This window comes from Pseudomonas sp. KK4 (genome assembly GCF_001984065.1).
Lineage (GTDB): Bacteria > Pseudomonadota > Gammaproteobacteria > Pseudomonadales > Pseudomonadaceae > Aquipseudomonas.
In genome coordinates this window covers 126,711-147,674 of sequence record NZ_LYVP01000003.1, presented here as the reverse complement: position 1 = coordinate 147,674, position 20,964 = coordinate 126,711, and the positions used below count along the sequence as shown (strand labels likewise).

Here is a 20,964-nt window from a genome sequence, read left to right as displayed (position 1 = left end):
TGCGGTAAACGAAAAACGGCCTTCGGGCCGTTTTTTGTGCCTGCCACAATCCCAGGACAATTAGATCCCTGTGGGAGCGAGCCTGCTCGCGCTAGCAATCTCACATTCAAAAGAAATATTGCCTGATACATTGCTATCGCGAGCAGGCTCGCTCCCACATCAAGGCTTGTGCAGGTATCAAAGTCGATCCAACGCCTCTCCACTGCGCTTGAACCACCCCATCAGATAATCCGCCAGCACCTGCGTTCGCTTGGGCAGCCCGCCCTGATACGGATGCACCAGGTACATCGGCATGCTCCGCGTCTGATAGTCGCGCAGGAGCCAGCGCAAACGGCCGTCAGCCAACTCCGCCGGTAGCAGATAGGACGGCAGGCGGGCAATGCCGGCGCCAGCGAGGGCGGCTTTTTTCAACAGGTTGTAGTGGTTGCTGGCGAACGGCCCGGATACCCGCACCCGCAGCAATTCGTGCTGCTGGTGATACAGCCATTCTTCGCGACCGCTGTAGTGGCTGTTGAGCAGGCATCGATGCTCGACCAAGGCCTGAGGTGTCTGCGGTTCGCCGTATTGCTCCAGGTACGCCGGGCTGGCGCAGGTCATTTCATGCCAGGCCAACAGCGGCCGCGCCACCAATCGCTGGTCAATCGCCACGTCCGAGCGGATCGCCAGATCGAAACCGTCGCGGGACAGTTCGCGGTAGTCGTTGCTCAGGTCCAGTTCGATTTGCACTTCGGGATACTGGCTGGAGAACTCCAGCAGCAAGCCGTCGAAGAAGGTTTCCCCCAGCGACACCGGCACCGTCATCCGCACCGGGCCGGCCATGTCGTCCTTCAACCGGGCCAACGCCTGACGCGCCCGCTCCACCTGGACCACAAGCGCCTGAGCCTGGGGCAACAGCGCCGCGCCCGCCGCCGTCAGGTTCAGGCGCCGGGTGGTGCGTTGCAGCAACACTACGCAAAACTGCGTTTCCAACTGGCTGATGCGCTTGGACAACTGCCCTTTGCTGCACCCCAGTTGCTGCGCCGCCAGGGTAAAACTGCCCGCTTCCACCAACACCGCAAACGCCGCCAGGTCATCCATCTCGCTCATGGATTGTTTCCAATTGAAAACCAAAGGTTGCCTATTAGCGCGCTTATCAATGGAAAAAACCACCCTAAACTGAAGCCACATTCAACCCACTGGAGGAACGGCACCATGAAAATTCTTTTGATCGGCGCAGGCGGCACCATCGGTTCGGCCATCGACAAAGAATTGTCCGAACGTCACGAGATCATCCGCATCGGCCGCAACAGTGGTGATTTGCAGGTGGATATCAGCGACAGCACCTCGATTCGCAAACTGTTCGAGCAAACCGGCAAGTTCGATGCGCTGGTCTGCGCCGCCGGCAACGTGACCTTCGCGCCGTTGGCGGAGATGAGCGAAGACAGCTTCGCCTTGGGCCTGAAGGACAAGTTGATGGGCCAGGTCAACCTGTTGCTGATCGGCCGCGAATTCGCCAACGACGGCGCCTCGTTCACCTTCACCACCGGCGTGCTCAGCCACGATCCGATCCGCAGCGGTGCTTCGGCGGCGCTGGTCAACGGCGCGCTGGACAGCTTCGTTCGCGCAGCGGCCATCGAACTGCCCCGCGGCCTGCGGGTGAACTCGGTCAGCCCCAACGTGCTGGTTGAAGCCATGGGCAAGTACGCGCCCTACTTCCGCGGTTTCAAACCGGTTGCGGCAGCGGACGTGGCATTAGCCTACGCCAAAAGTGTCGAAGGCCTGCAGACCGGTCAAACCTTTCACGTCGGCTGATTGAACGCATGCCTGCAGGAGCGCGGCTTGCCGGCGATGGCGTCCTTGAAATCGCCATCGCGAGCAAACTTCGCTCCACAGGGGGTGATTGGCGGCCATCACCGGGGTTGTGATGAACGGTCAGGCTGCGTAACGTGGCGGCACCTGTCAGGAGACCCCAAGATGCGTGTTGCCCGTTCGCTAGTCCTCGTTGCCCTGCTTCCGTTGTTCGCCGCTTGCCAACTGCTCGACGGCTCCCGTGAAAGCGCCTCCCACGTAGGCCAGACCCGCATGCAGGGCCAGTTGAGCGCCGCCGACGGCAAACTGCTGTTCCAGCCCTGCGGCGAGCAGCGCCATTATGTGGTCAACGACACCGGCGGCACGAGCGTTCTGCAACAGGCCGCGAGCCTGGCCGATGCCCAGGGCAAACTGTTTGCCGATGTGCGTGGGCGCATCGTTGCCGGCGCTGGCGACGGCCAGATCGACCTCCAACAGCTGTACCGCGTCGAGCGTTCGGGCAATGCCTGTGCCGACCCCGATTTCAAACTGCTGATTCTGCGTGCTGCCGGTCACACCCCCGAATGGAGCGTACGCGTCAGCGGCAAAGGCCTGGTCATCGACCGCGCCGGCCAGCCGCCCCTGGCTTTGCCCTATGTCGAAGAGCAATTGGGCGACGGTCGCTTCAACCTGAGTACCGAAGCCAACAACCAGCACATCGAGCTATGGGTCGCCCCGCAACGCTGCGTCGACAGCAGCACCGCCAGCATCCAGCACATGACGGCCGAGTTGCGGATCGACGGCCAGGTGCAGCGCGGTTGCGCGTATTTCGGCGGATCGCGCGACGACTGATCGTTTAGGCCTCACGGGACCCGGGCTTTGCGGCTTATAATCGCCGCCTTCAAACGCCCTGGCGCAGTTGTGCGCCCCGCGAACCGGATCCCGTCATGTTACGAATCACCGAACTCAAGCTGCCGATCGACCATCCCGATGAAGACCTGCGCCCTGCCATCGTGCAGCGCCTGGGCATCGCCAGCGATGACTTGCTCGACTTCACCCTGTTCAAGCGCAGCTACGATGCGCGCAAGAAATCCTCGGAACTGTGCTTCATCTACACCATCGACCTCAGCGTTCGCGATGAGGCGGCGGTGCTGCAAAAGTTCGCCGATGACCGTAACGTCAACGTGGCTCCGGATGTCAGCTACAAGCCGGTCGGCCAGGCGCCCGCCGATCTGAACGCACGCCCGATCGTGGTGGGTTTCGGCCCCTGCGGTATTTTCGCCGGGCTGCTGCTGGCACAGATGGGCTTCAAGCCGATCATCCTCGAACGCGGCACTGAAGTGCGCCAGCGCACCAAGGACACCTGGGGCCTGTGGCGTAAAAGCGTGCTCAACCCCGAGTCCAACGTGCAGTTCGGCGAAGGTGGCGCAGGGACTTTCTCCGACGGCAAGCTGTACAGCCAGATCAAGGACCCGAAATTCATCGGCCGCAAGGTGCTGCATGAGTTCGTCAAGGCCGGTGCGCCAGAAGAAATCCTCTACGTCAGCAAACCGCACATCGGTACGTTCCGCCTGACTGGCGTCGTGGAAAACATGCGCGAGCAAATCCGCGCCCTGGGCGGCGAAGTGCGCTTCCAGCAACGGGTCACCGATGTGTTGATCGACGACGGCCAACTGGTGGGCGTCGAGCTCGATGGTGGCGAGCAGATTCACTCCAAACACGTGATTCTGGCCCTCGGCCACAGCGCCCGGGACACCTTCCGCATGCTGCACGGTCGCGGCGTGTACATGGAAGCCAAGCCGTTCTCGGTGGGTTTCCGTATCGAGCACCCGCAATCGCTGATCGATCGCGCACGCCTGGGCAAGTACGCCGGCCACCCGAAATTGGGCGCCGCCGACTACAAACTGGTGCACCACGCCAGCAACGGGCGCTCGGTCTACAGCTTCTGCATGTGCCCGGGTGGCACAGTCGTTGCGGCCACGTCCGAACCCAATCGTGTGGTCACCAACGGCATGAGCCAGTACTCGCGTAATGAGCGCAATGCCAACTCCGGCATCGTGGTCGGGATCACTCCGGAAGTCGATTACCCGGGCGGTCCGCTGGCCGGTATCGAGTTGCAGGAGCGTCTGGAGTCCCACGCCTTTGTGCTGGGCGGCAGCAATTACGAAGCACCGGCGCAACTGGTCGGTGATTTCATTGCTGGCAAGCCGTCCACCGAGTTGGGCAGCGTTGAACCGTCCTACAAGCCAGGCGTTGCCCTGGGGGATCTGGCCCTGGCCTTGCCAGAATTTGCCATTGAAGCCATTCGCGAAGCCTTGCCGGCGTTCGAGAAGCAGATTCGCGGTTACTCGCTGCACGACGCGGTGTTGACCGGGATCGAGACCCGCACCTCATCGCCACTGCGGATAACCCGTAACGAGTCGATGCAGAGCCTGAACGTGAAGGGCCTGTTCCCGGCCGGCGAAGGCGCGGGGTATGCGGGGGGGATTCTGTCGGCGGGTGTGGACGGGATTCGCATAGCCGAAGCGGTAGCCCGGGATATCCTCGGTCTCGAGGCCTGATACCCATCCATTGTGGGAGCGGGCTCGCTCGCGAAAGCGCTGTATCAGTCGACTTATCGGTAACTGATACACCGCTTTCGCGAGCAAGCCCGCTCCCACAGACGATCTGTTGCGTGTCAGATATTGGCGCGTAACACACTGGCCGGCAGCGCCACGCCCCGCTCCACGCTGGCCGCTACCACGGCAATCAACCCGCTCAACTCATACCCTTGGGCCTTGAGCCATTTCTGATCGTAGTAAGTGGTGGCATAACGCTCGCCGCTGTCGCACAAGATCGCTACGATCGACCCCGTTTCCCCCGCCGCCGCCATTTGCTGGGCCGCCATCAGTGCACCGATCAGGTTGGTTCCGCTCGAACCACCGACATGCCGCCCCAGGCGCTCGGCCAGGTAATGCATGGCCGCCAGCGACAGTGCGTCGGGCACCTTGACCATCGCGTCGATCACCTTGGGCAGGAACGACGCCTCCACCCGCGGCCGGCCAATGCCTTCGATGCGCGAGCCGTGATCCAGGCGCAGGCTGGCATCGCCGCTCTGGTAGTAATCGAAGAACACCGAACGCTCGGCGTCAGCACACAACACGCGGGTGGAATGCTGGCGGTAACGCACGTAGCGCCCCAGGGTGGCGGTCGTACCACCGGTGCCAGGGCTGGAAATCAGCCAGCTCGGCTCCGGATGCTTTTCGAAACGCATCTGCTGGAAAATCGACTCGGCGATGTTGTTGTTCGCCCGCCAGTCGGTGGCGCGCTCGGCGTAGGTGAACTGGTCGATGAAGTGCCCATCGTGCTCGCGCGCCAGGCGTTCGGACTCGGCGTAGATCTGCGTCGGGTCGTTGACCAGATGCGTCTGGCCACCATGGAAAGCGATCTGCGCGATTTTTTCCTTGGACGTACTGGCCGGCACGACCGCAATGAACGGCACACCCAGCAATCGGGCGAAGTAGGCCTCGGAAATCGCCGTCGAGCCGCTGGAAGCTTCGATCACCGGTGCACCGGGCTTGAGCCAGCCGTTGCACAGCGCATAAAGAAACAGAGAACGCGCCAGTCGGTGCTTGAGGCTGCCGGTGGGATGGCTGGATTCATCCTTGAAGTACAACTCGATGCCCGGAAAACCCGGCAGCGACAGGGGAATCAGGTGGGTGTCGGCGCTGCGCTGGAAGTCGGCCTCGATGATCCGGATGGCTTCGCGGGCCCACTGTCGGTTGTCGCTCATGGTGGTTTTCTCGTTGAATCGGTCAGGAATCTGCCTCGATCATCAAGCTTAGGAAAAAACCTGCATCGCGCACAGGTACAGCTGGGGTTCAATACGCCCGGCAACTGCTAGGCTCAGGTCCAGGGTGCCGGGCCGTTCTGTAACGACATATAACAAAAAAGAATATAACTATTCTTTTAACAACTAACGGTAATTGTTAGGGTGTAACACCTTTTGAATCCACAGATGGAGAGCGACCTTGCCTCTGCGTAGCACTTTCACGCGTTTCTTTCAGTTGGAAGCTGCCAGCGGTCTGTTACTGATCGCCGCTGCCGTTCTGGCTCTAATCATCAACAACTCCTCGCTGTCGTGGCTGTACAACGGCTTGCTGGACACGCCCGTGGTGGCGCAGGTCGGTGCGTTGAAAATCGCCAAGCCGCTGCTGCTGTGGATCAACGACGGCCTGATGGCCCTGTTTTTCCTCTTGATCGGCCTGGAAGTGAAACGCGAGGTCCTCGACGGACAACTGTCCAAACCCTCGCAAATTGTCCTGCCCGGTGCGGCGGCCATTGGCGGCATGGTGGTCCCGGCGTTGATCTACTGGTTCCTCAACCGCGACAACCCTGCCGCGCTGGCTGGCTGGGCCATTCCCACCGCCACCGACATCGCCTTCGCCCTGGGTGTACTGGCGCTCTTGGGCAAGCGGGTTCCGGTGTCGTTGAAGCTGTTCCTGATGACCCTGGCGATCATCGATGACCTGGGCGCAATCATCATCATTGCGATCTTCTACTCCGGCGCGCTGTCGACCCTGTCGCTGGCGTTGGCGGCCGCCTGCATCGCGGCACTGATCGGCATGAACCGCCTCGGGGTGGTCAAGCTCGGGCCGTACATGATCATCGGCCTGATCCTCTGGGTCTGCGTACTCAAGAGCGGCGTGCACGCCACACTGGCGGGCGTGACCCTAGCCTTCTGCATCCCACTGCGAACGAAAAACGCCGAACCCTCTCCCCTGCTGACCCTGGAACACGCCCTGCATCCCTGGGTGGCCTTCGGGATCCTGCCACTGTTCGCCTTTGCCAACGCCGGCCTGTCGCTGAGCGGTGTGACCGTCGAAAGCTTCACCCATCACGTGCCAATGGGTATCGCGGTGGGCCTGTTGCTGGGCAAGACCATTGGCGTATTCGGCCTGACCTGGCTGGCGGTGAAAATCGGCATCGCCGCCCTGCCTCAAGGCGCCAACTGGGGCCAGGTGCTGGGCGTGGCGATCCTCTGCGGCATCGGTTTCACCATGAGCCTGTTCGTCGGCTCTCTGGCCTTCGTGCCGGGCGCCAGTGAATACGCCGGGATGGATCGGATGGGGATTTTGACCGGTTCGATATTGGCGGCAGTGATCGGTTATGCGGTGACGGCGATGGCGAGTCGCAAGTTACCTATCGATTCCTGACGCCTGCCCGGATCGCAGCGTGCGAGTCTCGGGCCCCGGCCTGCAAGGCCATGCCTGACAGGCAAGAGAATAAAAAACCCCGACCAGTCACCTGATCGGGGTTTTCTTTTGCTATTGCCGCTTAGTGGGTAACGCGGCTCGTACCATCAACGGTGGCGATACGTACACGCTCACCCACGCGGAACACTTCGTTTTCCTGGACCTGCTGCACGTAGGCGCGTGTGCTGCCGTCATCTTCGCGAACGGTGATTTCGACACCCTGGGTACGGGTCAGGCCTTCTTCGGCCGCCGAGCCCGCCAGGCCACCGGCGACTGCGCCGATAACGGCTGCGACAATGCTGCCGCGACCACCACCGATGGCGCTGCCACCCACGCCACCGACCGCTGCACCGGCGAGGCCGCCGATCGGGGTCTTGGTGCCTTCGATTTTCACCGGGCGCAAGGCTTCGATGGTGCCCATGCGAACGGTCTGAACGCGACGCGCTTCGTCACGGGAATAGGAGTCACCGGTCAGGCTCGATTGGCAGCCTGTGAGCAACATCGCCATCGTGGAAAAGGAAGCAACCAGCAGAACAGACTTACGCATAGCATCAACTCCAAAGGACAGGTAATCATTAAACTCCGCAGCTAAACGCCTGTCACGGCATCGCCCGGATAAAAATCGTTTCATTCAGTTCTGGTACAGGCGCCTCAGAATTCCCACACAGTAGCGGTAAAATCGGCGACCTGCGCCCCTGGCCGAGGATTTTCATGGATTACTTTATCATTTTCGTCACCACTGCCGCCGGTCTGTATTTCCACTGGTGGCTGTACGTGCGGATAAAACGCTGGATGGACCGCGATCTGGCGTTGGCCCTGGCTGGCAACGATGAACGCAAAAAAGCGTACATGCTCCAGCAACTGGCGAACGCTCAAATACAAAAGATCAAGCGTCGAGACCTGCCACAATGGCTCAAGACCGCTGCGACAGGCTATCTCGATCGGTAGACTGCTTAAGGTGCCAAGCGTTCAAGAATCCAGTCAGCACCCTGCAGACGATAATTCAGCCGATCGTGCAGACGACTGGAACGCCCCTGCCAGAACTCGATGCGCTCCGGCAGCAGGCGATAACCGCCCCAGTGTTGCGGGCAATGTGGCTGGCTATCGCTGAAACGCTGCTCGGTCTCCTTGAGCAGCGCTTCGAGTTCGGCGCGATTGGCAATCACCCGGCTTTGCGGTGAAGCCCAGGCGCCCAGACGACTGCCCAACGGGCGAACCTGATAATAAGCATCCGATTCTTCAGGCGTCACCTTCACTACCCGCCCTTCGATACGTACCTGACGCTCCAGGGTCGGCCAGAAAAAGGTCATGGCCGCGAAGGGTTTCGCGGCCAGATGCTGGCCCTTGGCACTGTCATAGTTGGTGAAGAAGGTAAAACCCTGCGCGTCCAGCCCCTTGAGCAGCAGGATGCGGCAATGCGGGCGACCGTCCTGATCGACCGTGGCCAAGGTCATGGCGTTGGCTTCGACCGGTGCCTGCTCGGTTTTCACCGCGTCGGCGAACCACTGATGGAACAGCGCGAAAGGTTCGGCCGGGGCTTGCGCCTCGGTCAAGCCATCACGGGTGTAATCGCGGCGCATATCAGCCAGGGCCTTGGTCATGGCGCATTCCTTTTGGTTAACGAATCACTGCTTGGCGGTATCGGCGGCGACTTTCTTCGTGTCCGCGGAAGCTTTGGCCGGTGCGACCTTTTTCGCTGGCGTAGCGGATTTGGCGGTCGCCTTCTTGGCTGGAGCCTTTGCGGCGGCTTTCTTGGCCGGGGCTTTTTTCGTGGCGGGCACGTCAGCTTTCTTGGCGGCAGGCGCCGGGGCCACTGGCTTGGCCACAGGTTTGACGTCTTGGGCTGCAACCATGCGCACAGGCGCCGGAGCAGGCATGTTGTACTTGCTCAACAGGGCAACCATGGTGTCCTGTGGCGTCACCAGCAGTTCAACGCGACGGTTCAGGGCTCGGCCTTCAACGCTGTCATTGGCGGCACGCGGAGCTTCACCGCCCATGCCACGCAACATCAGGCGGTCACGCTGCAGGCCGCTGAGACGGAAGATCGCTGCCACGGCTTGTGCACGTTCCTGGCTCAGCTTGACGTTGGCCGGTGCCGCCCCCGAAGTGTCGCTATGGCCGAGCACCAGTACGGCGGTTTTCGGGTCGACTTCAAGGATTTTTGCCACGCGGGTGAACGGCCCCAGGGTGACCGGCAGCAGCATGGCCGGACGGTCGGGGTTGAACGAGCCTTCCACCGGGGCGGTCACCACCAGCACGTTTTCACGGCGTTCGAGTTGAAGGTTGCTGTCCTTGATGGCTGTACGCAGGCGCGGTTCGTAGTCATCGAGCCAGGCCTGGGTGACTTTCGGATCTGGCATCGGTACGGCTTTGGCCGTGGTTTGTTCTTTGCCGCCGAACGGCCACCACCACTTGCCGGCAGCCTCAGCGTCCGCCTTGGCCACTTCTACAGGCTTGGCTTCAGGTTTGATTTCCGGTTTCTTATCCAGCACTTCCTCGGAACCAAACGGCCAGTACCAAGGGCTGGAGCTTTCTGCCTTGGCCACCGGGGCCGTCGCGGCAGGCTTCAAGGGCGCCGGCGCCGGCTCTTTGGCCGCGACTTTGTCGGAGGAACCGAACGGCCACCAGCTACCGCCATCTGCATCATTTTTCGGATTCTGTGCGCAACCGGTAATAGCGAAGCACAGTGCCAAGGCGAGGGTTGGTTTGGTTGACATTGGATATCCACAAAAATGAAGTCAAAAAAATCAGGCCGTTACGGCCCGCATAAACAGACGGTTTGAAACTGAAAAGGCTTTCGGGTTCCGGACCTGGAACCCTCGAGCGGGATTTACAGACAAGTGGCCAATACCCGCACAAGCGTTTGCGCGCGCGGATCCATCAAGACGTACGGCCCCAGTGTATTTGTCACAAATCCGAAAGCCACATCGTGCTCCGGATCAGCAAAACCGATGGAACCGCCCGCGCCCGGATGTCCGAAAGCGCGCGGGCCAAGGCCGAAAGTCGCGTTAGGGACGTCCGGCTGATCGAGCATGCAACCCAGACCGAAACGCGTCCGGGTCAACAACGTCTTGTCTTCGCCCAGGCTGTGTTCGCGGGTCAGTTCTTCAAGCATGTCGGCTTCCAGCAGGCTGCCGTCGAGCAGTCCGGCGTAGAATCCCGCCAGGCTGCGGGCGTTGCCGTGACCGTTGGCCGCCGGTTGCTGCATACGGCGCCATTGCGGCTTGTTGGTGCTGGTCAGCACCGACGGCGGATTGGTGAAGGCACGAGTCGTCATGGCGGTCGGTTCGCGCATGGTCGCTTGCAGCAGGCGCTGAGCCGCGGCGTCACCGGCGTTGCCCTTGCCCCTGACGATGTGCGCCACGCGATGGAATTCTTCATCGGCCAGGCCAACATGAAAGTCCAGCCCCAGAGGCTTGGCGACCCGGGCGACGATGGATTCGCCCGGCCCGCGACCGTCGGCGCGCCGCAGCAGTTCGCCGATCAACCAGCCATAGGTGATCGCCGCATAACCGTGGCCTTCACCCGGGGTCCACCAGGGTGCTTCGGCGGCCAGGGCGTCGACCATGGTTTGCCATTCGTACAGCGCTTCGGGGGCCAACAGTTCGCGCAATGCGGGCAGGCCGGCCTGATGGCAGAGCAATTGGCGCAGGGTCACGGATTCTTTGCCGGCGGCGGCGAATTCTGGCCACAGCCGGGCAACCGGTGCGTCCAGTTGCAGCTTGCCTTCGGCCACCAGTTGCAAGGCCGTCACCGCAGTGAACGTTTTGGTGCAGGAGAACAGGTTGGCGATGGTGTCGCTGTGCCAGGCCTCGCTGCCGTCCTTATCGGCGGTGCCGGCCCACAGGTCGAGCACGGTTTCGCCGCCGACCTTGATGCACAACGCCGCGCCACGTTCCTGGGGATCGTCGAACAACGCCGCGAATGCCTCGCGCACTGCCTCGAACTTAAGCTCGTAATGACCCTGAATCTGCACCCGCAACTCCCCGGTTAAACGCTCTACAAAGTGGCCCGCATTGTTCCAGCCCTTGAGGGTTTTGGGAACAGGGCCGGGCTGGGCGGTCGGTCAGTCTCGGAACTGATCGCAATTGTTTATTGCCGGTACGGACGCCATCGCGAGCAGGGTCACACACAGGGATAAGCACTCAGTGGCCTTTGCCGGAGTGCCCACCTGCGCCCTTCCCCGGCGCCTTGCCGGCTTCGGCTTGTCGGCCGCCTTCAGTGCCATGGTCTTTATCAGCCTCGGCACTTGCCTTCTGCGCTTGCTTGCTCAACTGATCGATGGCCGCCAGGTTGCTCTTGCGCACGCTGTCGACAAAGCCCTGGAACGGCAGATCGGTGATGCCCACAAGCCCGAAGTGGCCGTTTTCGCCATCGAGCAAACGCCCGGTGACAGGCTGGTCGAGGTACTGGAACCAGTGCACACCGACAATGGAAGGCTCGCTCAGCGCCTGTTTGAGGAAGCTGGCGTAGGCCGGGCCACGGTCTTCTTCTTTCGCCACTGGCGTCACGCCGCCCCAGAACGGGCCGCGATCGCTTGAGCCGAAGTTGAACTCAGTGATCAGCACCGGCTTGTCGAGGCTGCGCAGTTTGGCGAAATCGTAGCCGTCCTGGGGTTGCAAGGTGTACAGGTTGAAGCTCAATACGTCGCAATACTGGGCGCAGCTTTCGACGGCTTCCGGTGTGCTGATGGCAAAGCGGCCACCGAGCAACAACTGGTTTGGCGCGTGCCACTTGAGCGAGTCGGAAATGGTTTTGAAGTAGGTGTCGGCGAAGACCTTCTGGAAATATTTGAAATCGGCTTCGATTTCCGGGTGTTCGGCGCTTGGCAGCGGCGGTACGAAACCTGGATCTTCCATCAACTCCCAGGCCGGCAGCTCGATGCCCCAGGCTTTGGACAGGCCTTCCTGGTTGCGATATTTGTCACGCAACTGCTTGAGGAATGCGCGCTTGGCCGGCACGTCGGTGGTCATTTTCAGGGTGCCGTAGGCCAGCGCGTAGCGGGCTTTCGGATCATCGCCGGGACCGGCCCAGGCCAGCTCGTTATCGGCGAAGTAACCGATCAGCCATGGATCGTCGCGATGGTCGCGGGCGGCGATGGCCACGGCGCGCTCGGTGGCCATGGCGAAACGCGGGTCGAACGGGTCGGGCATGCCGCCCCACCAGTCGCTGCCGGTGCTGATGCTGGCGTAATCACCGACGATAGACAGCGGCAATGTGTAGGGGACGCGCTGCGCATCGCCCAGGGCTGGCGCGCTCCAGTTGCCCAGGGTGTTGAAGCCCCAGGCTTGCAGACGATCGAGGGTCTGACCGGTCCAGCGATTTGCGTCGAACGCCACTTTGCACGGCTCGGCGGGTGCAGGTTCTGTCGCATTCACCACCGTTGCTTGCTCGGCATCAGCCTGGGCAGCCTCGGCGACACCGGATTGCGCTGTCACAGGCACCACTGGCGCCTGCGTTGCTTTTTCGGCTGTCGCTTGCACCGCGCCAGCCTTGGCCGCTTCGGCAACCCCAGCCTTGGTATCGCTGCCCGGCACGCAAGGGTCGCCGTACAGACGTTGCAGGTTGGCGCCATAGAAGTCATACCAGCGCCCGGCATTGAAGGCGCGGCCCTGATCGACGCCATTGCCGCCACGGTTGTCGCCCTCACCGAAATGATTGGCCAAGGGCTCATCAGGCTTGGGCAAGGACTCGAACATCCCTTCACGACCGGCGACATACGTCTGGTTGACGTCCGGCGCGACAGTGTTGACCCCCAGCGAATAGAACGGATGCCCCAGCGGCGTGACCAGGTACCAGCGGCCGTCGCGCTTTTCGCTGCGGAAAAAACCGCTGGCCTTGAACGTCGGGCCCTGGGTCCAGCCACCGAATTTGTCCAGCGGTGCTTTCTGGTGCTCGGCCAGCCAGGTCTTCAGTTGTTGCTGTTCCTTGGCAGCCGCGGACTTGAGCTGTTCATCGCTGGCGATTTTTTCCGGCCACTTGGCCCGGGTCGACTGGCCGTAACTGTCCACCAGATTGCCGTAAACGGCTTTGGTGACCGCTTCGCCGTCATCTACGCCAAAGCGCTCCAGCAGAATACTTTGCGCCGCTTTGGGTTGATCCATCGACAGACTGACCGACACCACCTGGCTGCGATCCAGTTCCCCGGTGCTGCTGGCCAGCAAGACACGCTGCCCCTCGACCGTGACCGGCATCGGCGGGCCGGCCTTCATGCCCTGGCTCAGCGGGGAGGTCGCGACCAGCGGCACCAGCAAGGTCTGCGCAGGCCCCGGCGGCAGGTCGACGCGGCTGATCAGCGTCTTGCCGTCATTGCTCTGAATTTGCACATGGAGTGTGATTGCCCAGTTCATGGCGCTCTGGATGCGCAGGCTCATCATGCCGGACTGCGACCAGTCCCAGGCACCGGTTTGCGGGGTCAGACGCAAGGTCGGGCGGGCCACGGGATTGAAAGTCACCCGGCGCAGCACTTCGCCTTCGGGGGTCTGTTCGGCGTTGGCCTGGGGCAGATCGGCGTTCTCGGTCGCCACCTTCACCACATCGGCAGGGCGTACAAAGTTGAACAGTGTCTGTGGACCGGCGGGCGCCGCCAGCAAGGGGGCGGCGAAGATCAGGGCAAAAACGGCAGGCAGCGAACGGCGAATCATGAGAACGGAATTCTCCCTAACGAGCCACAGGGGCCAGTGGAAAAGCGATGGTAGAGAGATAGACAACGCGGTGGGCAGATTTACCCACCGGTGTATCAGGAAATTTCACGCCTGAAAGGAGGCAATGCATTGAGGATCGCCTTGCCATAGCGCTGGGTAACCAGGCGCCGATCGAGCAAGGTGATGGTGCCGCGGTCTTCTTCTGTACGCAGCAAACGGCCGCAGGCCTGGACCAGCTTCAACGAGGCGTCGGGCACGGAGATTTCCATGAACGGATTGCCGCCCCGGGCTTCGATCCACTCGGCCAGCGCCGCTTCGACCGGGTCGTCGGGCACCGAAAACGGAATCTTGGCGATGACCACGTGCTCGCAGTAGGCGCCCGGCAAGTCCACACCCTCGGCGAAACTCGCCAGGCCGAACAACACGCTCGAATCCCCGCCATCGACCCGCGCCTTGTGCTTGTTCAGGGTTTCCTGTTTCGACAGGTTGCCTTGAATGAACACCTGCTTGCGCCAGTCGCGGTCCAGGCCGTCGAACACGTCCTGCATCTGTTTGCGCGAGGAGAACAGCACCAGCGTGCCCCGCGAGCCTTCGACCAGATCCGGCAAGTCCCGAATGATCGCTGCGGTGTGTGCCGCCGCGTCGCGGGGATCGGCGTTGAGGTTCGGCACCCGAAGCACACCGGCGTCGGCGTGGTGGAACGGGCTTGGCACCACGGCGGTCACGGCTTTTTTCGGCAGGCCGGCGCGCATGCGGAAGCGGTCGAAGGTGCCCAGCGCGGTCAAGGTCGCCGAGGTCACCAAGGCACCGTAGGCCACGTTCCACAGGTTGCGACGCAGCATCTCCGCCGCGAGGATCGGGCTGGCATTGACCTCGATGTCGAACAGCGAGCCGCTTTCGGCCAGGGTCAGCCAGCGCGCCATGGGCGGGTTGTCTTCCGGGTCTTCGACGGTGAACGCGGTCCACAGCTCCCAGTTGCCGGAAGCACGGGACAACAGGCTGCCGAACAGCGGGTACCACTCTTCGGCCTGGTTGCTGGCAATACCGATGTTGACCTCGCCATCCATGCCTTCCTTGAGCAGATCGGTGAGCCGGGTGAACAGGTCGGTCAGGCGGGAGAAGCCTTTTTTGAGTTCGATGCCCATTTCGCGCATGTGCTCGGGGATCACCCCACCGACGAAGCGATGACGCGGGCGCTCGCGGCCTTCGACGTCTTCGCCGGGTTTGAAATCGGCGATCTGCTCGCACGCGGTGAACATGAATTGCTGCTGGGTCTTGATCTCCCGCGCCAGCTCCGGCACCTGCTCGATCAGCTTGCCCAGGTCCCCGGGCAAGGGATGCTGGGCCAGCAACTTGGTGAGATTCTTGGCGGTGGTTTCCAGCCAGTCGGCGGTGGAACGCAGGCGGGTGTAATGGGCGAAGTGGCCGATGGCCTTGTCCGGCAGGTGATGGCCTTCGTCGAATACATAGATAGTGTCGCGCGGGTCCGGCAGCACAGCGCCGCCGCCCAGGGCCAGGTCGGCCAGGACCATGTCGTGGTTGGTGACGATCACATCGACCTTGCCCATGCCTTCGCGGGCCTTGTAGAAGGCGCACTGGCCGAAGTTGGGGCAATGGCGGTTGGTGCACTGGCTGTGATCGGTGGTCAGGCGCGCCCAGTCGGCGTCTTCCAGGGCGGTGGACCAACTGTCGCGGTCGCCGTCCCATTTATTGCCGGCGAGTTTTTCGATCATGCTGGTAAACAGCTTCTGGCTGGCCTCATCGACCTCGATCTTGAAGCCTTCTTCTTCGAACAATTGCGCGGTGGCGGTTTGTGCGTGGCCTTCCTGGAGCAACATGTCGAGCTTGGACAGGCACATGTAGCGCCCGCGGCCCTTGGCCAGGGCGAAGCTGAAATTCAGCCCGCTGTTGCGCATCAGGTCGGGCAGATCCTTGTAGACGATCTGTTCCTGCAAGGCCACGGTGGCCGTGGCGATCACCAGGCGTTTGCCGGCGGCCTTGGCGGTCGGGATCGCGGCCAGGCTGTAGGCCACCGTCTTGCCGGTACCGGTGCCGGCTTCCACCGCGACAACCGCGGGGTCGCCACTGCGCCGGCCTTCGTCGTCGGTGTCGATATCCCCGAGGACCTTGGCAATTTCGGCGATCATCAAGCGTTGACCGTAGCGCGGCTTGAGGCTCTTGGCTTCGAGAAAACGCGAATAGGCGCCCTGGATCGTGTTTTTGAGTTCAGTGCTGATCATGGAATGTCGGGCGCTAAAAACGCTGGATAAATTTTCAGTGGTTCGGTTCGGCGGCTATCATACCCCGCTAATTAATCCCGCGCAGAACGGAGTATCCGAATGACCGCTTTCAGCCTTGTTTATAGCCTGCATCTCCTCGCCGCGCTGGTGTGGGTGGGCGGCATGTTTTTCGCCTGGATGGTCTTGCGTCCTGCGGCCATCAGGGCCCTTGAAGGACCTGCGCGACTCAAGCTCTGGGTAGAAGTGTTTCAAGGCTTTTTTCGCTGGGTATGGGGCGCGGTGGTGTTGTTGCCGGTCAGCGGCGTGGTCATGCTGAATCTGCACTTCACCGGATTTGAAAACGCACCGCGCTACGTGCAGGTGATGATGGGGTTGTATGTGGTGATGACGGCGTTGTTCATCCGCATTCAGGCGTTGATGCTGCCGGAGTTGCGTACTGCCGTGCAGGCACAGGATTGGCCGGTGGGGGCTGCGGTGCTGGGGCGGATTCGGCGGCTGGTGGGGATTAACCTGATGGTGGGATTGGTGGTGGTGGCGATCGCATCGGTACGGCCGACGTTTTAAGCATTTCATACCCACCTTGTGGCGAGGGAGCTTGCTCCCGCTGGGTCGCGAAGCGGCCCCAAAACGGCTGCTGCGCAGCCAGACGGGAGCAAGCTCCCTCGCCACAGGGTTATCCAGTGATCTTACAGTCGCTGCACAAGCACTGATCCCGGCGCGCCCGCAGGGCCCGGTTGGCCGTCGACTCCCGGCTTGCCGCTCTTGCCGCCATCGGCCTTGTAGATAATGCAGCCCTTGGCTTTACCGCCCGCACCCGGTTTGCCGCCAGGCCCGGCCACGCCACCGGCACCACCGGCGACCTGTACCTTGATCTGCTCTGCCGGATAATCGTGCGGTACGGCCAGTTTGACCAGGGCACCCGGGGCCCCTGGCTGACCATCACTGCCGTTGCTGCCATCGGCACCGCGACCGGCCTGCCCCCATGTACACCCCGGCGCCTGACCGTTGGCGCCATCCAGCCCGACAAAGCCTGGCGCACCCGCGCCACCGCGCGCGTCCACCTGTAACTGAGGTGCGTTCAGCGCCTTGATCATCAAATTCAGATTACGCCCCGAGCGCGCCGCCTTCTGATATGTACCTGGCGCACCGCGCGCGGTGATTTGGCTGCCCTCGGACAACTCGGCACGGCTGACTTTCACTTCAAGCGGCTGCTCACCGGGCACGATCGCGATCCGCGCCTCACGGCCCAGATGCAATTCCCCCACGGTGAGCTCGGTTACGTTTGAAGGGATCAACAAGGTGCCATAGTCGGCCACTTCCAGGCGTTCGAGCTGCAACGTGCTGGCGGTGTTGGGCAGACGCATCAGCGAGTTGGGTTCGACGTTCACCACCTGGGCACAGGCCAATGGACTGATGAGTACGGCGAGCAGACAGAGTTTACGCATGGGAAGCCTTCGGTGCGGTGATAGCCGGGATGGTTTGCAGATGGAAAACGCCAAACAGGATGATCTTCAGGCGATCGAGCCACGGATGGGCGCGACCTCTCAGGCTGCGATAGCACAGCAGCGCTTCAAGAAGATGGAGGATTCCCAACAGGCCGCCGGCCACATTGACCAGCATGTGCAGCGGAAGGACAAACGGCGTGAGCAGATTAGCCAGTACCACCAACCAGAACAGCAGGGTCAACAGCTTCCCCAGCCCCCATAGCACCTTCATACGCTCCCCCGATGAGAATTATTGTTTGCGCGCACAGTAACGGCTTCCACGCGGGATAAGCCAGAGGGCAAACAAAAAATCTTGATGAAGATCGCCGAACGGCCGCCGAACGGAGGTCATCCTCGCCCGACGGCTCTGGCTTAGGGGTTAACGATTGATGTGCAGCTCCACGCGGCGGTTTTTCGCGCGACCTTCATCTGTTTCGTTGTCGGCCACCGGTTGACTTTCACCCATGCCCTGGCTGGTCAGTTTGCTCGGGGCCACGCCTTGACTGAGCAAGTACTGCGCAACGCTGCTGGCGCGTCGTTCCGAAAGCCCCTGGTTGTAGGCATCGGAACCCACACTGTCAGTGTGCCCGATCACCTTGATGCTGGTGACGCTCGGATCCTGCAACTTGCCCATGATCGAATCGAGCTGGCTTTGCGCCGCGGGGGTCAGATCGGACTGGTTGAAGGCAAACAGCACATCACCGGCATCACTCAAGGTAATGACTTCGGCCTGCACAGGTTCGGCCGGTTTCACGCTGGCCGGGTATTGCGGCAGCGGGCAACCATGATGTTCCACAGGGGTGTTGGCCGGTGTGTCAGGGCAGCGATCGCGTCGATCGAACACGCCGTCGCCATCTTCATCACCGTCCTGGGCGTAACAGATCAAACCACCGGTCAGGATGCCGAGCGCCGCTCCACCGGCCGCCCATCCGCCACTTTCGATAGCGCCCAGGCCTCCGCCGACCAGTCCGCCAATGACGCTGCAAATCGGCCAGGTACGTTGATTGAGAGGGGCAGTGCCATCGCTGTGAGTAGCGCAACCGGTCAACAGGCTGCCCATCAGCAGAACCGGCAAGACGGTCCGTGTGAGTTTGCTCATATTAGAAGCTCCCGTGTCACCGGCCCATACCGGTTACACAGGAGTAAAGACCCGCATCCGCGACTGCACAAGCCGCGGATGCGAGGGAGCTAGCGCTGGATTTTGATTTCCGTGCGACGGTTTTGCGCGCGGCCGTCGGCGGTTTTGTTATCGGCCACTGGCTGGCTTTCACCGGCACCGGTCACAGAAACGAAGTTACTGCGCGGCACGCCTTGCTGGATGAGGTACTCAACCACCGAGTGAGCGCGTTTATCCGACAGTTTCTGGTTGTAGGTATCGCTGCCCACACTGTCGGTATGACCGGTAACGCTCAACTGAGCAGTCGGGGCTTCTGCTTTCAAACGCGTGGCAATCTTGTCGAGCACCAGTTTATCGCTCGACGTGAGCGTCGCTTTGTCGAACTGGAAGTGCACATCGCGGATCACGATGGTTTCTTCCTTGACCACCACAACCTCTTCAGCCACAGGAGCAGGCGCTGGTGGCGGGCAACCGTCAGCGTCGACTTTCACGCCTCTAGGCGTGCCAGGGCACTTGTCGCGGCTATCCGGCACACCGTCGCCGTCTTCGTCGCCATCACCGTGAACCCAGCAATAGGCCGCCGCCGTACCGCCGACAACCAGCGCCCCCCACCCTGCCCATGACGAACTCTCGGTCGCACCGAGGCCCGCACCCACGACACCTCCGACCGCCGCACAGGTCGGCCAGTCGGTTTTCTGCAAACCTGCGCAACCAGTCAACACACTGGTTAGCAGAACCAGGGGTAATGCTGTCCGAACTATGCTCATCTAGTTTTCTCCTTAAGGATCGGCTTAGAACCGATTCACGGAGTAAAGACCGGAGTTTTGATCTCCGCCAGCATTAGGCCAGTGCAGTTTTATCCCGTGTTCACGGGAGATCGTCACTTTTGCGGCAAACCCGCTCTAGGCTCGAACCTGTGGGCAGGCTAGTCTTGGCAGATCTGAGTGAGGATTTTCAATGATTGCAGGTTTTTCTTCGCGCACTCCCCAACAGGCACTGGCCGCTCTGCTGGATCGCTATGCGCCTTCGCGCCTGTTGCTGATTGGCGCCAGCGAGTTTCCGGCACTGGAAGCCTTCAAGCTTGCGCACCCGGACAGCAGCGTGGCGCACGCGGCGCCAGGGTCGTTACCCACCGAACTGGCGGCGCGCCGGTTCGATCTGGCGCTGGTGGTCGATTGCCTGGAACATTTGCCCAAGCGCGATGGCCTGAATTTGCTGGGAGGCATACGCAACCTCAACGCCAGCCGCATTGCGGTCCTGGCTGACTTGCCGGCCAGCGGCTGGCAGGAAACCGACTTTTTCTCCCTGGCCCTGCAAGCCAGTGAACGCTTCCAGCGTGATGAACAGGTGCTGACCCTGTTTACCTACGATCTGCTTGACTACAAGCAAGTCCCCGACTGGCTCAATTCGCGGTTCTGGGCCAATCCGGAAAACTTCGGGAAATATTGGTGGTAACGCAATGAGTACATCCATTTGCCCTTGCGGCAGCGGCACCCTGCTCGATGCCTGCTGCGGCCATTACCATGCCGGCCACCCGGCGCCCTGTGCCGAAGCCTTGATGCGCTCGCGCTACAGCGCTTATGTGCTGGGGCTGATCGATTATCTGGTGGCGACCACCCTCCCCGCCCAACAGAGCGGCCTGGATCGCCAGTCGATCAGCGACTGGAGCGCCCAGAGCACCTGGCTGGGCCTTGAGGTGGAAAGCTCGGAAGTCCTGGGCGGTCAGCCGGAGCATGCCTTCGTCACCTTTACCGCGCGCTGGCATGACGGCAGCGGCGAACACAGTCATCGCGAGCGCTCTTCGTTCGTGCAGAGCACCGGGCGCTGGTACTTCATCGACCCCACCGTGCCACTCGATGTCGGACGCAACGATGCCTGCCCTTGCGCCAGCGGGCAAAAATTCAAGAAGTGCTGTTCGGGGTATTTCGGCGGTTGAGTTGCCCGGCAGCGGCCGAAGGCTGCTACAGGTTCAAGGGAGAAGAACGACCATGATCACCCGGCGACTCGCACACTGCCTGCTCCCCCTGGCCCTTTGCCTGGGGCTCGGCGGTTGTGCGTCCTGGTTCAGCGGCGATGAGCCAGACCCCGAAGTGCATCTGGTCAAGGTCGAAGTGGTGCGGGCCAAGTTGATGGAACAGCGGTTCGTTCTGCATTTTCGCATCGATAACCGCAATGACAGTGAACTGACCGTGCGCGGCCTGGACTACCGCATTCATCTGGGCGGCATCCTGCTGGCCGAAGGTGAGCATGAACATTGGGTCACCGTGAACCCCAAGAGCAGTCGCTTCTATAAAGTACCGATTCGCACCAACCTGTGGCCTCAGCTCAAAGGCTTGATCAAACAGCTGAAAAACAACAGGGAGGGCATCCCCTATCGACTGGAGGGCGAGATGGAAACCGGTTTATTCATCGCCCACTACGTGCACCTGGCTCGTAATGGCGTGATAATCGCCGCCGATCTAATTCCGGAGTAACCCC

21 protein-coding genes are annotated in these 20,964 nt (G+C 61.6%); 9 read left to right on the top strand and 12 right to left on the bottom strand.

Going from position 1 to position 20,964, the window contains the following annotated elements:
- Nucleotides 1-177: 177 nt before the first annotated feature.
- Nucleotides 178-1,086, bottom strand: coding sequence for a LysR family transcriptional regulator (locus B0W55_RS02180; protein ID WP_077044395.1), 909 nt, complete (start codon nt 1,084-1,086; stop codon nt 178-180).
- A 105-nt stretch (nt 1,087-1,191) separates the two neighbouring features.
- On the opposite strand from B0W55_RS02180, the gene B0W55_RS02175 reads away from it, so the two are divergent.
- From B0W55_RS02175 to B0W55_RS02165, 3 genes are all read left to right on the top strand, one after another.
- A complete protein-coding gene (locus B0W55_RS02175) occupies nt 1,192-1,791 on the top strand; it encodes a short chain dehydrogenase (RefSeq protein WP_077044394.1) in 600 nt (199 codons plus the stop codon).
- 162 nt (nt 1,792-1,953) lie between these two features.
- On the top strand, nt 1,954-2,619 hold the full coding sequence (locus B0W55_RS02170) for a COG3650 family protein (protein ID WP_077044393.1): 666 nt from the start codon (nt 1,954-1,956) through the stop codon (nt 2,617-2,619).
- 95 nt (nt 2,620-2,714) lie between these two features.
- The gene (locus B0W55_RS02165) at nt 2,715-4,328 is read left to right on the top strand and encodes an NAD(P)/FAD-dependent oxidoreductase (protein WP_077044392.1); all 1,614 of its coding nucleotides are present in this window, start codon (nt 2,715-2,717) and stop codon (nt 4,326-4,328) included.
- Nucleotides 4,329-4,444: 116 nt separating this feature from the next.
- On the opposite strand, the gene B0W55_RS02160 is transcribed toward B0W55_RS02165, so the two are convergent.
- The gene (locus B0W55_RS02160) at nt 4,445-5,539 is read right to left on the bottom strand and encodes a PLP-dependent cysteine synthase family protein (protein ID WP_077044391.1); all 1,095 of its coding nucleotides are present in this window, start codon (nt 5,537-5,539) and stop codon (nt 4,445-4,447) included.
- 238 nt (nt 5,540-5,777) lie between these two features.
- Between B0W55_RS02160 and nhaA the strand changes: the two genes are divergently transcribed.
- Nucleotides 5,778-6,962, top strand: a complete 1,185-nt coding sequence (gene nhaA / locus B0W55_RS02155; RefSeq protein ID WP_077044390.1) for a Na+/H+ antiporter NhaA — start codon at nt 5,778-5,780, stop codon at nt 6,960-6,962.
- 121 nt (nt 6,963-7,083) lie between these two features.
- On the opposite strand, the gene B0W55_RS02150 is transcribed toward nhaA, so the two are convergent.
- Nucleotides 7,084-7,548 carry a glycine zipper 2TM domain-containing protein gene (locus tag B0W55_RS02150; protein ID WP_077044389.1) on the bottom strand — a complete coding sequence of 155 codons (465 nt, stop codon included), beginning with the start codon at nt 7,546-7,548 and terminating at the stop codon, nt 7,084-7,086.
- A gap of 164 nt (nt 7,549-7,712) precedes the next feature.
- Between B0W55_RS02150 and B0W55_RS02145 the strand changes: the two genes are divergently transcribed.
- Complete coding sequence (locus B0W55_RS02145; protein ID WP_077044388.1) at nt 7,713-7,949, top strand: hypothetical protein; 237 nt, start codon at nt 7,713-7,715, stop codon at nt 7,947-7,949.
- 5 nt (nt 7,950-7,954) lie between these two features.
- Here the strand turns inward: B0W55_RS02145 and pdxH are convergent, their stop codons facing one another.
- The 5 genes from pdxH to dinG form a co-directional block, all read right to left on the bottom strand.
- Nucleotides 7,955-8,602 (bottom strand): pyridoxamine 5'-phosphate oxidase, encoded by a 648-nt coding sequence (pdxH, locus tag B0W55_RS02140; protein WP_077044387.1) that lies wholly within the window; start codon nt 8,600-8,602, stop codon nt 7,955-7,957.
- Nucleotides 8,603-8,626: 24 nt separating this feature from the next.
- Nucleotides 8,627-9,718: an OmpA family protein gene (locus tag B0W55_RS02135; RefSeq protein ID WP_077044386.1), complete on the bottom strand. Its 1,092-nt coding sequence runs from the start codon at nt 9,716-9,718 to the stop codon at nt 8,627-8,629.
- A 113-nt stretch (nt 9,719-9,831) separates the two neighbouring features.
- Nucleotides 9,832-10,977 (bottom strand): serine hydrolase domain-containing protein, encoded by a 1,146-nt coding sequence (locus B0W55_RS02130; protein ID WP_077044385.1) that lies wholly within the window; start codon nt 10,975-10,977, stop codon nt 9,832-9,834.
- A gap of 169 nt (nt 10,978-11,146) precedes the next feature.
- Nucleotides 11,147-13,645: a beta-galactosidase gene (locus B0W55_RS02125; RefSeq protein WP_077044384.1), complete on the bottom strand. Its 2,499-nt coding sequence runs from the start codon at nt 13,643-13,645 to the stop codon at nt 11,147-11,149.
- A 95-nt stretch (nt 13,646-13,740) separates the two neighbouring features.
- The gene (gene dinG / locus B0W55_RS02120) at nt 13,741-15,885 is read right to left on the bottom strand and encodes an ATP-dependent DNA helicase DinG (protein WP_077044383.1); all 2,145 of its coding nucleotides are present in this window, start codon (nt 15,883-15,885) and stop codon (nt 13,741-13,743) included.
- A gap of 99 nt (nt 15,886-15,984) precedes the next feature.
- Between dinG and B0W55_RS02115 the strand changes: the two genes are divergently transcribed.
- Nucleotides 15,985-16,449 carry a CopD family protein gene (locus B0W55_RS02115; protein WP_077044382.1) on the top strand — a complete coding sequence of 155 codons (465 nt, stop codon included), beginning with the start codon at nt 15,985-15,987 and terminating at the stop codon, nt 16,447-16,449.
- A gap of 122 nt (nt 16,450-16,571) precedes the next feature.
- On the opposite strand, the gene B0W55_RS02110 is transcribed toward B0W55_RS02115, so the two are convergent.
- The 4 genes from B0W55_RS02110 to B0W55_RS02095 form a co-directional block, all read right to left on the bottom strand.
- Nucleotides 16,572-17,330 carry a collagen-like triple helix repeat-containing protein gene (locus B0W55_RS02110; RefSeq protein ID WP_077044381.1) on the bottom strand — a complete coding sequence of 253 codons (759 nt, stop codon included), beginning with the start codon at nt 17,328-17,330 and terminating at the stop codon, nt 16,572-16,574.
- A complete protein-coding gene (locus tag B0W55_RS02105; RefSeq protein WP_077044380.1) occupies nt 17,323-17,601 on the bottom strand; it encodes a DUF1145 domain-containing protein in 279 nt (92 codons plus the stop codon). Before B0W55_RS02105 ends, B0W55_RS02110 begins: the two co-directional genes overlap by 8 nt.
- Nucleotides 17,602-17,748: 147 nt before the next feature.
- Complete coding sequence (locus B0W55_RS02100; protein ID WP_077044379.1) at nt 17,749-18,468, bottom strand: OmpA family protein; 720 nt, start codon at nt 18,466-18,468, stop codon at nt 17,749-17,751.
- An 89-nt stretch (nt 18,469-18,557) separates the two neighbouring features.
- Nucleotides 18,558-19,253 carry an OmpA family protein gene (locus tag B0W55_RS02095; RefSeq protein ID WP_077044378.1) on the bottom strand — a complete coding sequence of 232 codons (696 nt, stop codon included), beginning with the start codon at nt 19,251-19,253 and terminating at the stop codon, nt 18,558-18,560.
- Between the two features lie 190 nt (nt 19,254-19,443).
- On the opposite strand from B0W55_RS02095, the gene B0W55_RS02090 reads away from it, so the two are divergent.
- From B0W55_RS02090 to B0W55_RS02080, 3 genes are read left to right on the top strand one after another with little or no spacing between them, the layout of a single operon-like run.
- Complete coding sequence (locus B0W55_RS02090; RefSeq protein WP_077044377.1) at nt 19,444-19,941, top strand: DUF6231 family protein; 498 nt, start codon at nt 19,444-19,446, stop codon at nt 19,939-19,941.
- Between the two features lie 4 nt (nt 19,942-19,945).
- Nucleotides 19,946-20,422 carry a YchJ family protein gene (locus B0W55_RS02085; RefSeq protein ID WP_077044376.1) on the top strand — a complete coding sequence of 159 codons (477 nt, stop codon included), beginning with the start codon at nt 19,946-19,948 and terminating at the stop codon, nt 20,420-20,422.
- Between the two features lie 52 nt (nt 20,423-20,474).
- Nucleotides 20,475-20,960 (top strand): LEA type 2 family protein, encoded by a 486-nt coding sequence (locus tag B0W55_RS02080; protein ID WP_077044375.1) that lies wholly within the window; start codon nt 20,475-20,477, stop codon nt 20,958-20,960.
- Nucleotides 20,961-20,964 lie beyond the last annotated feature (4 nt).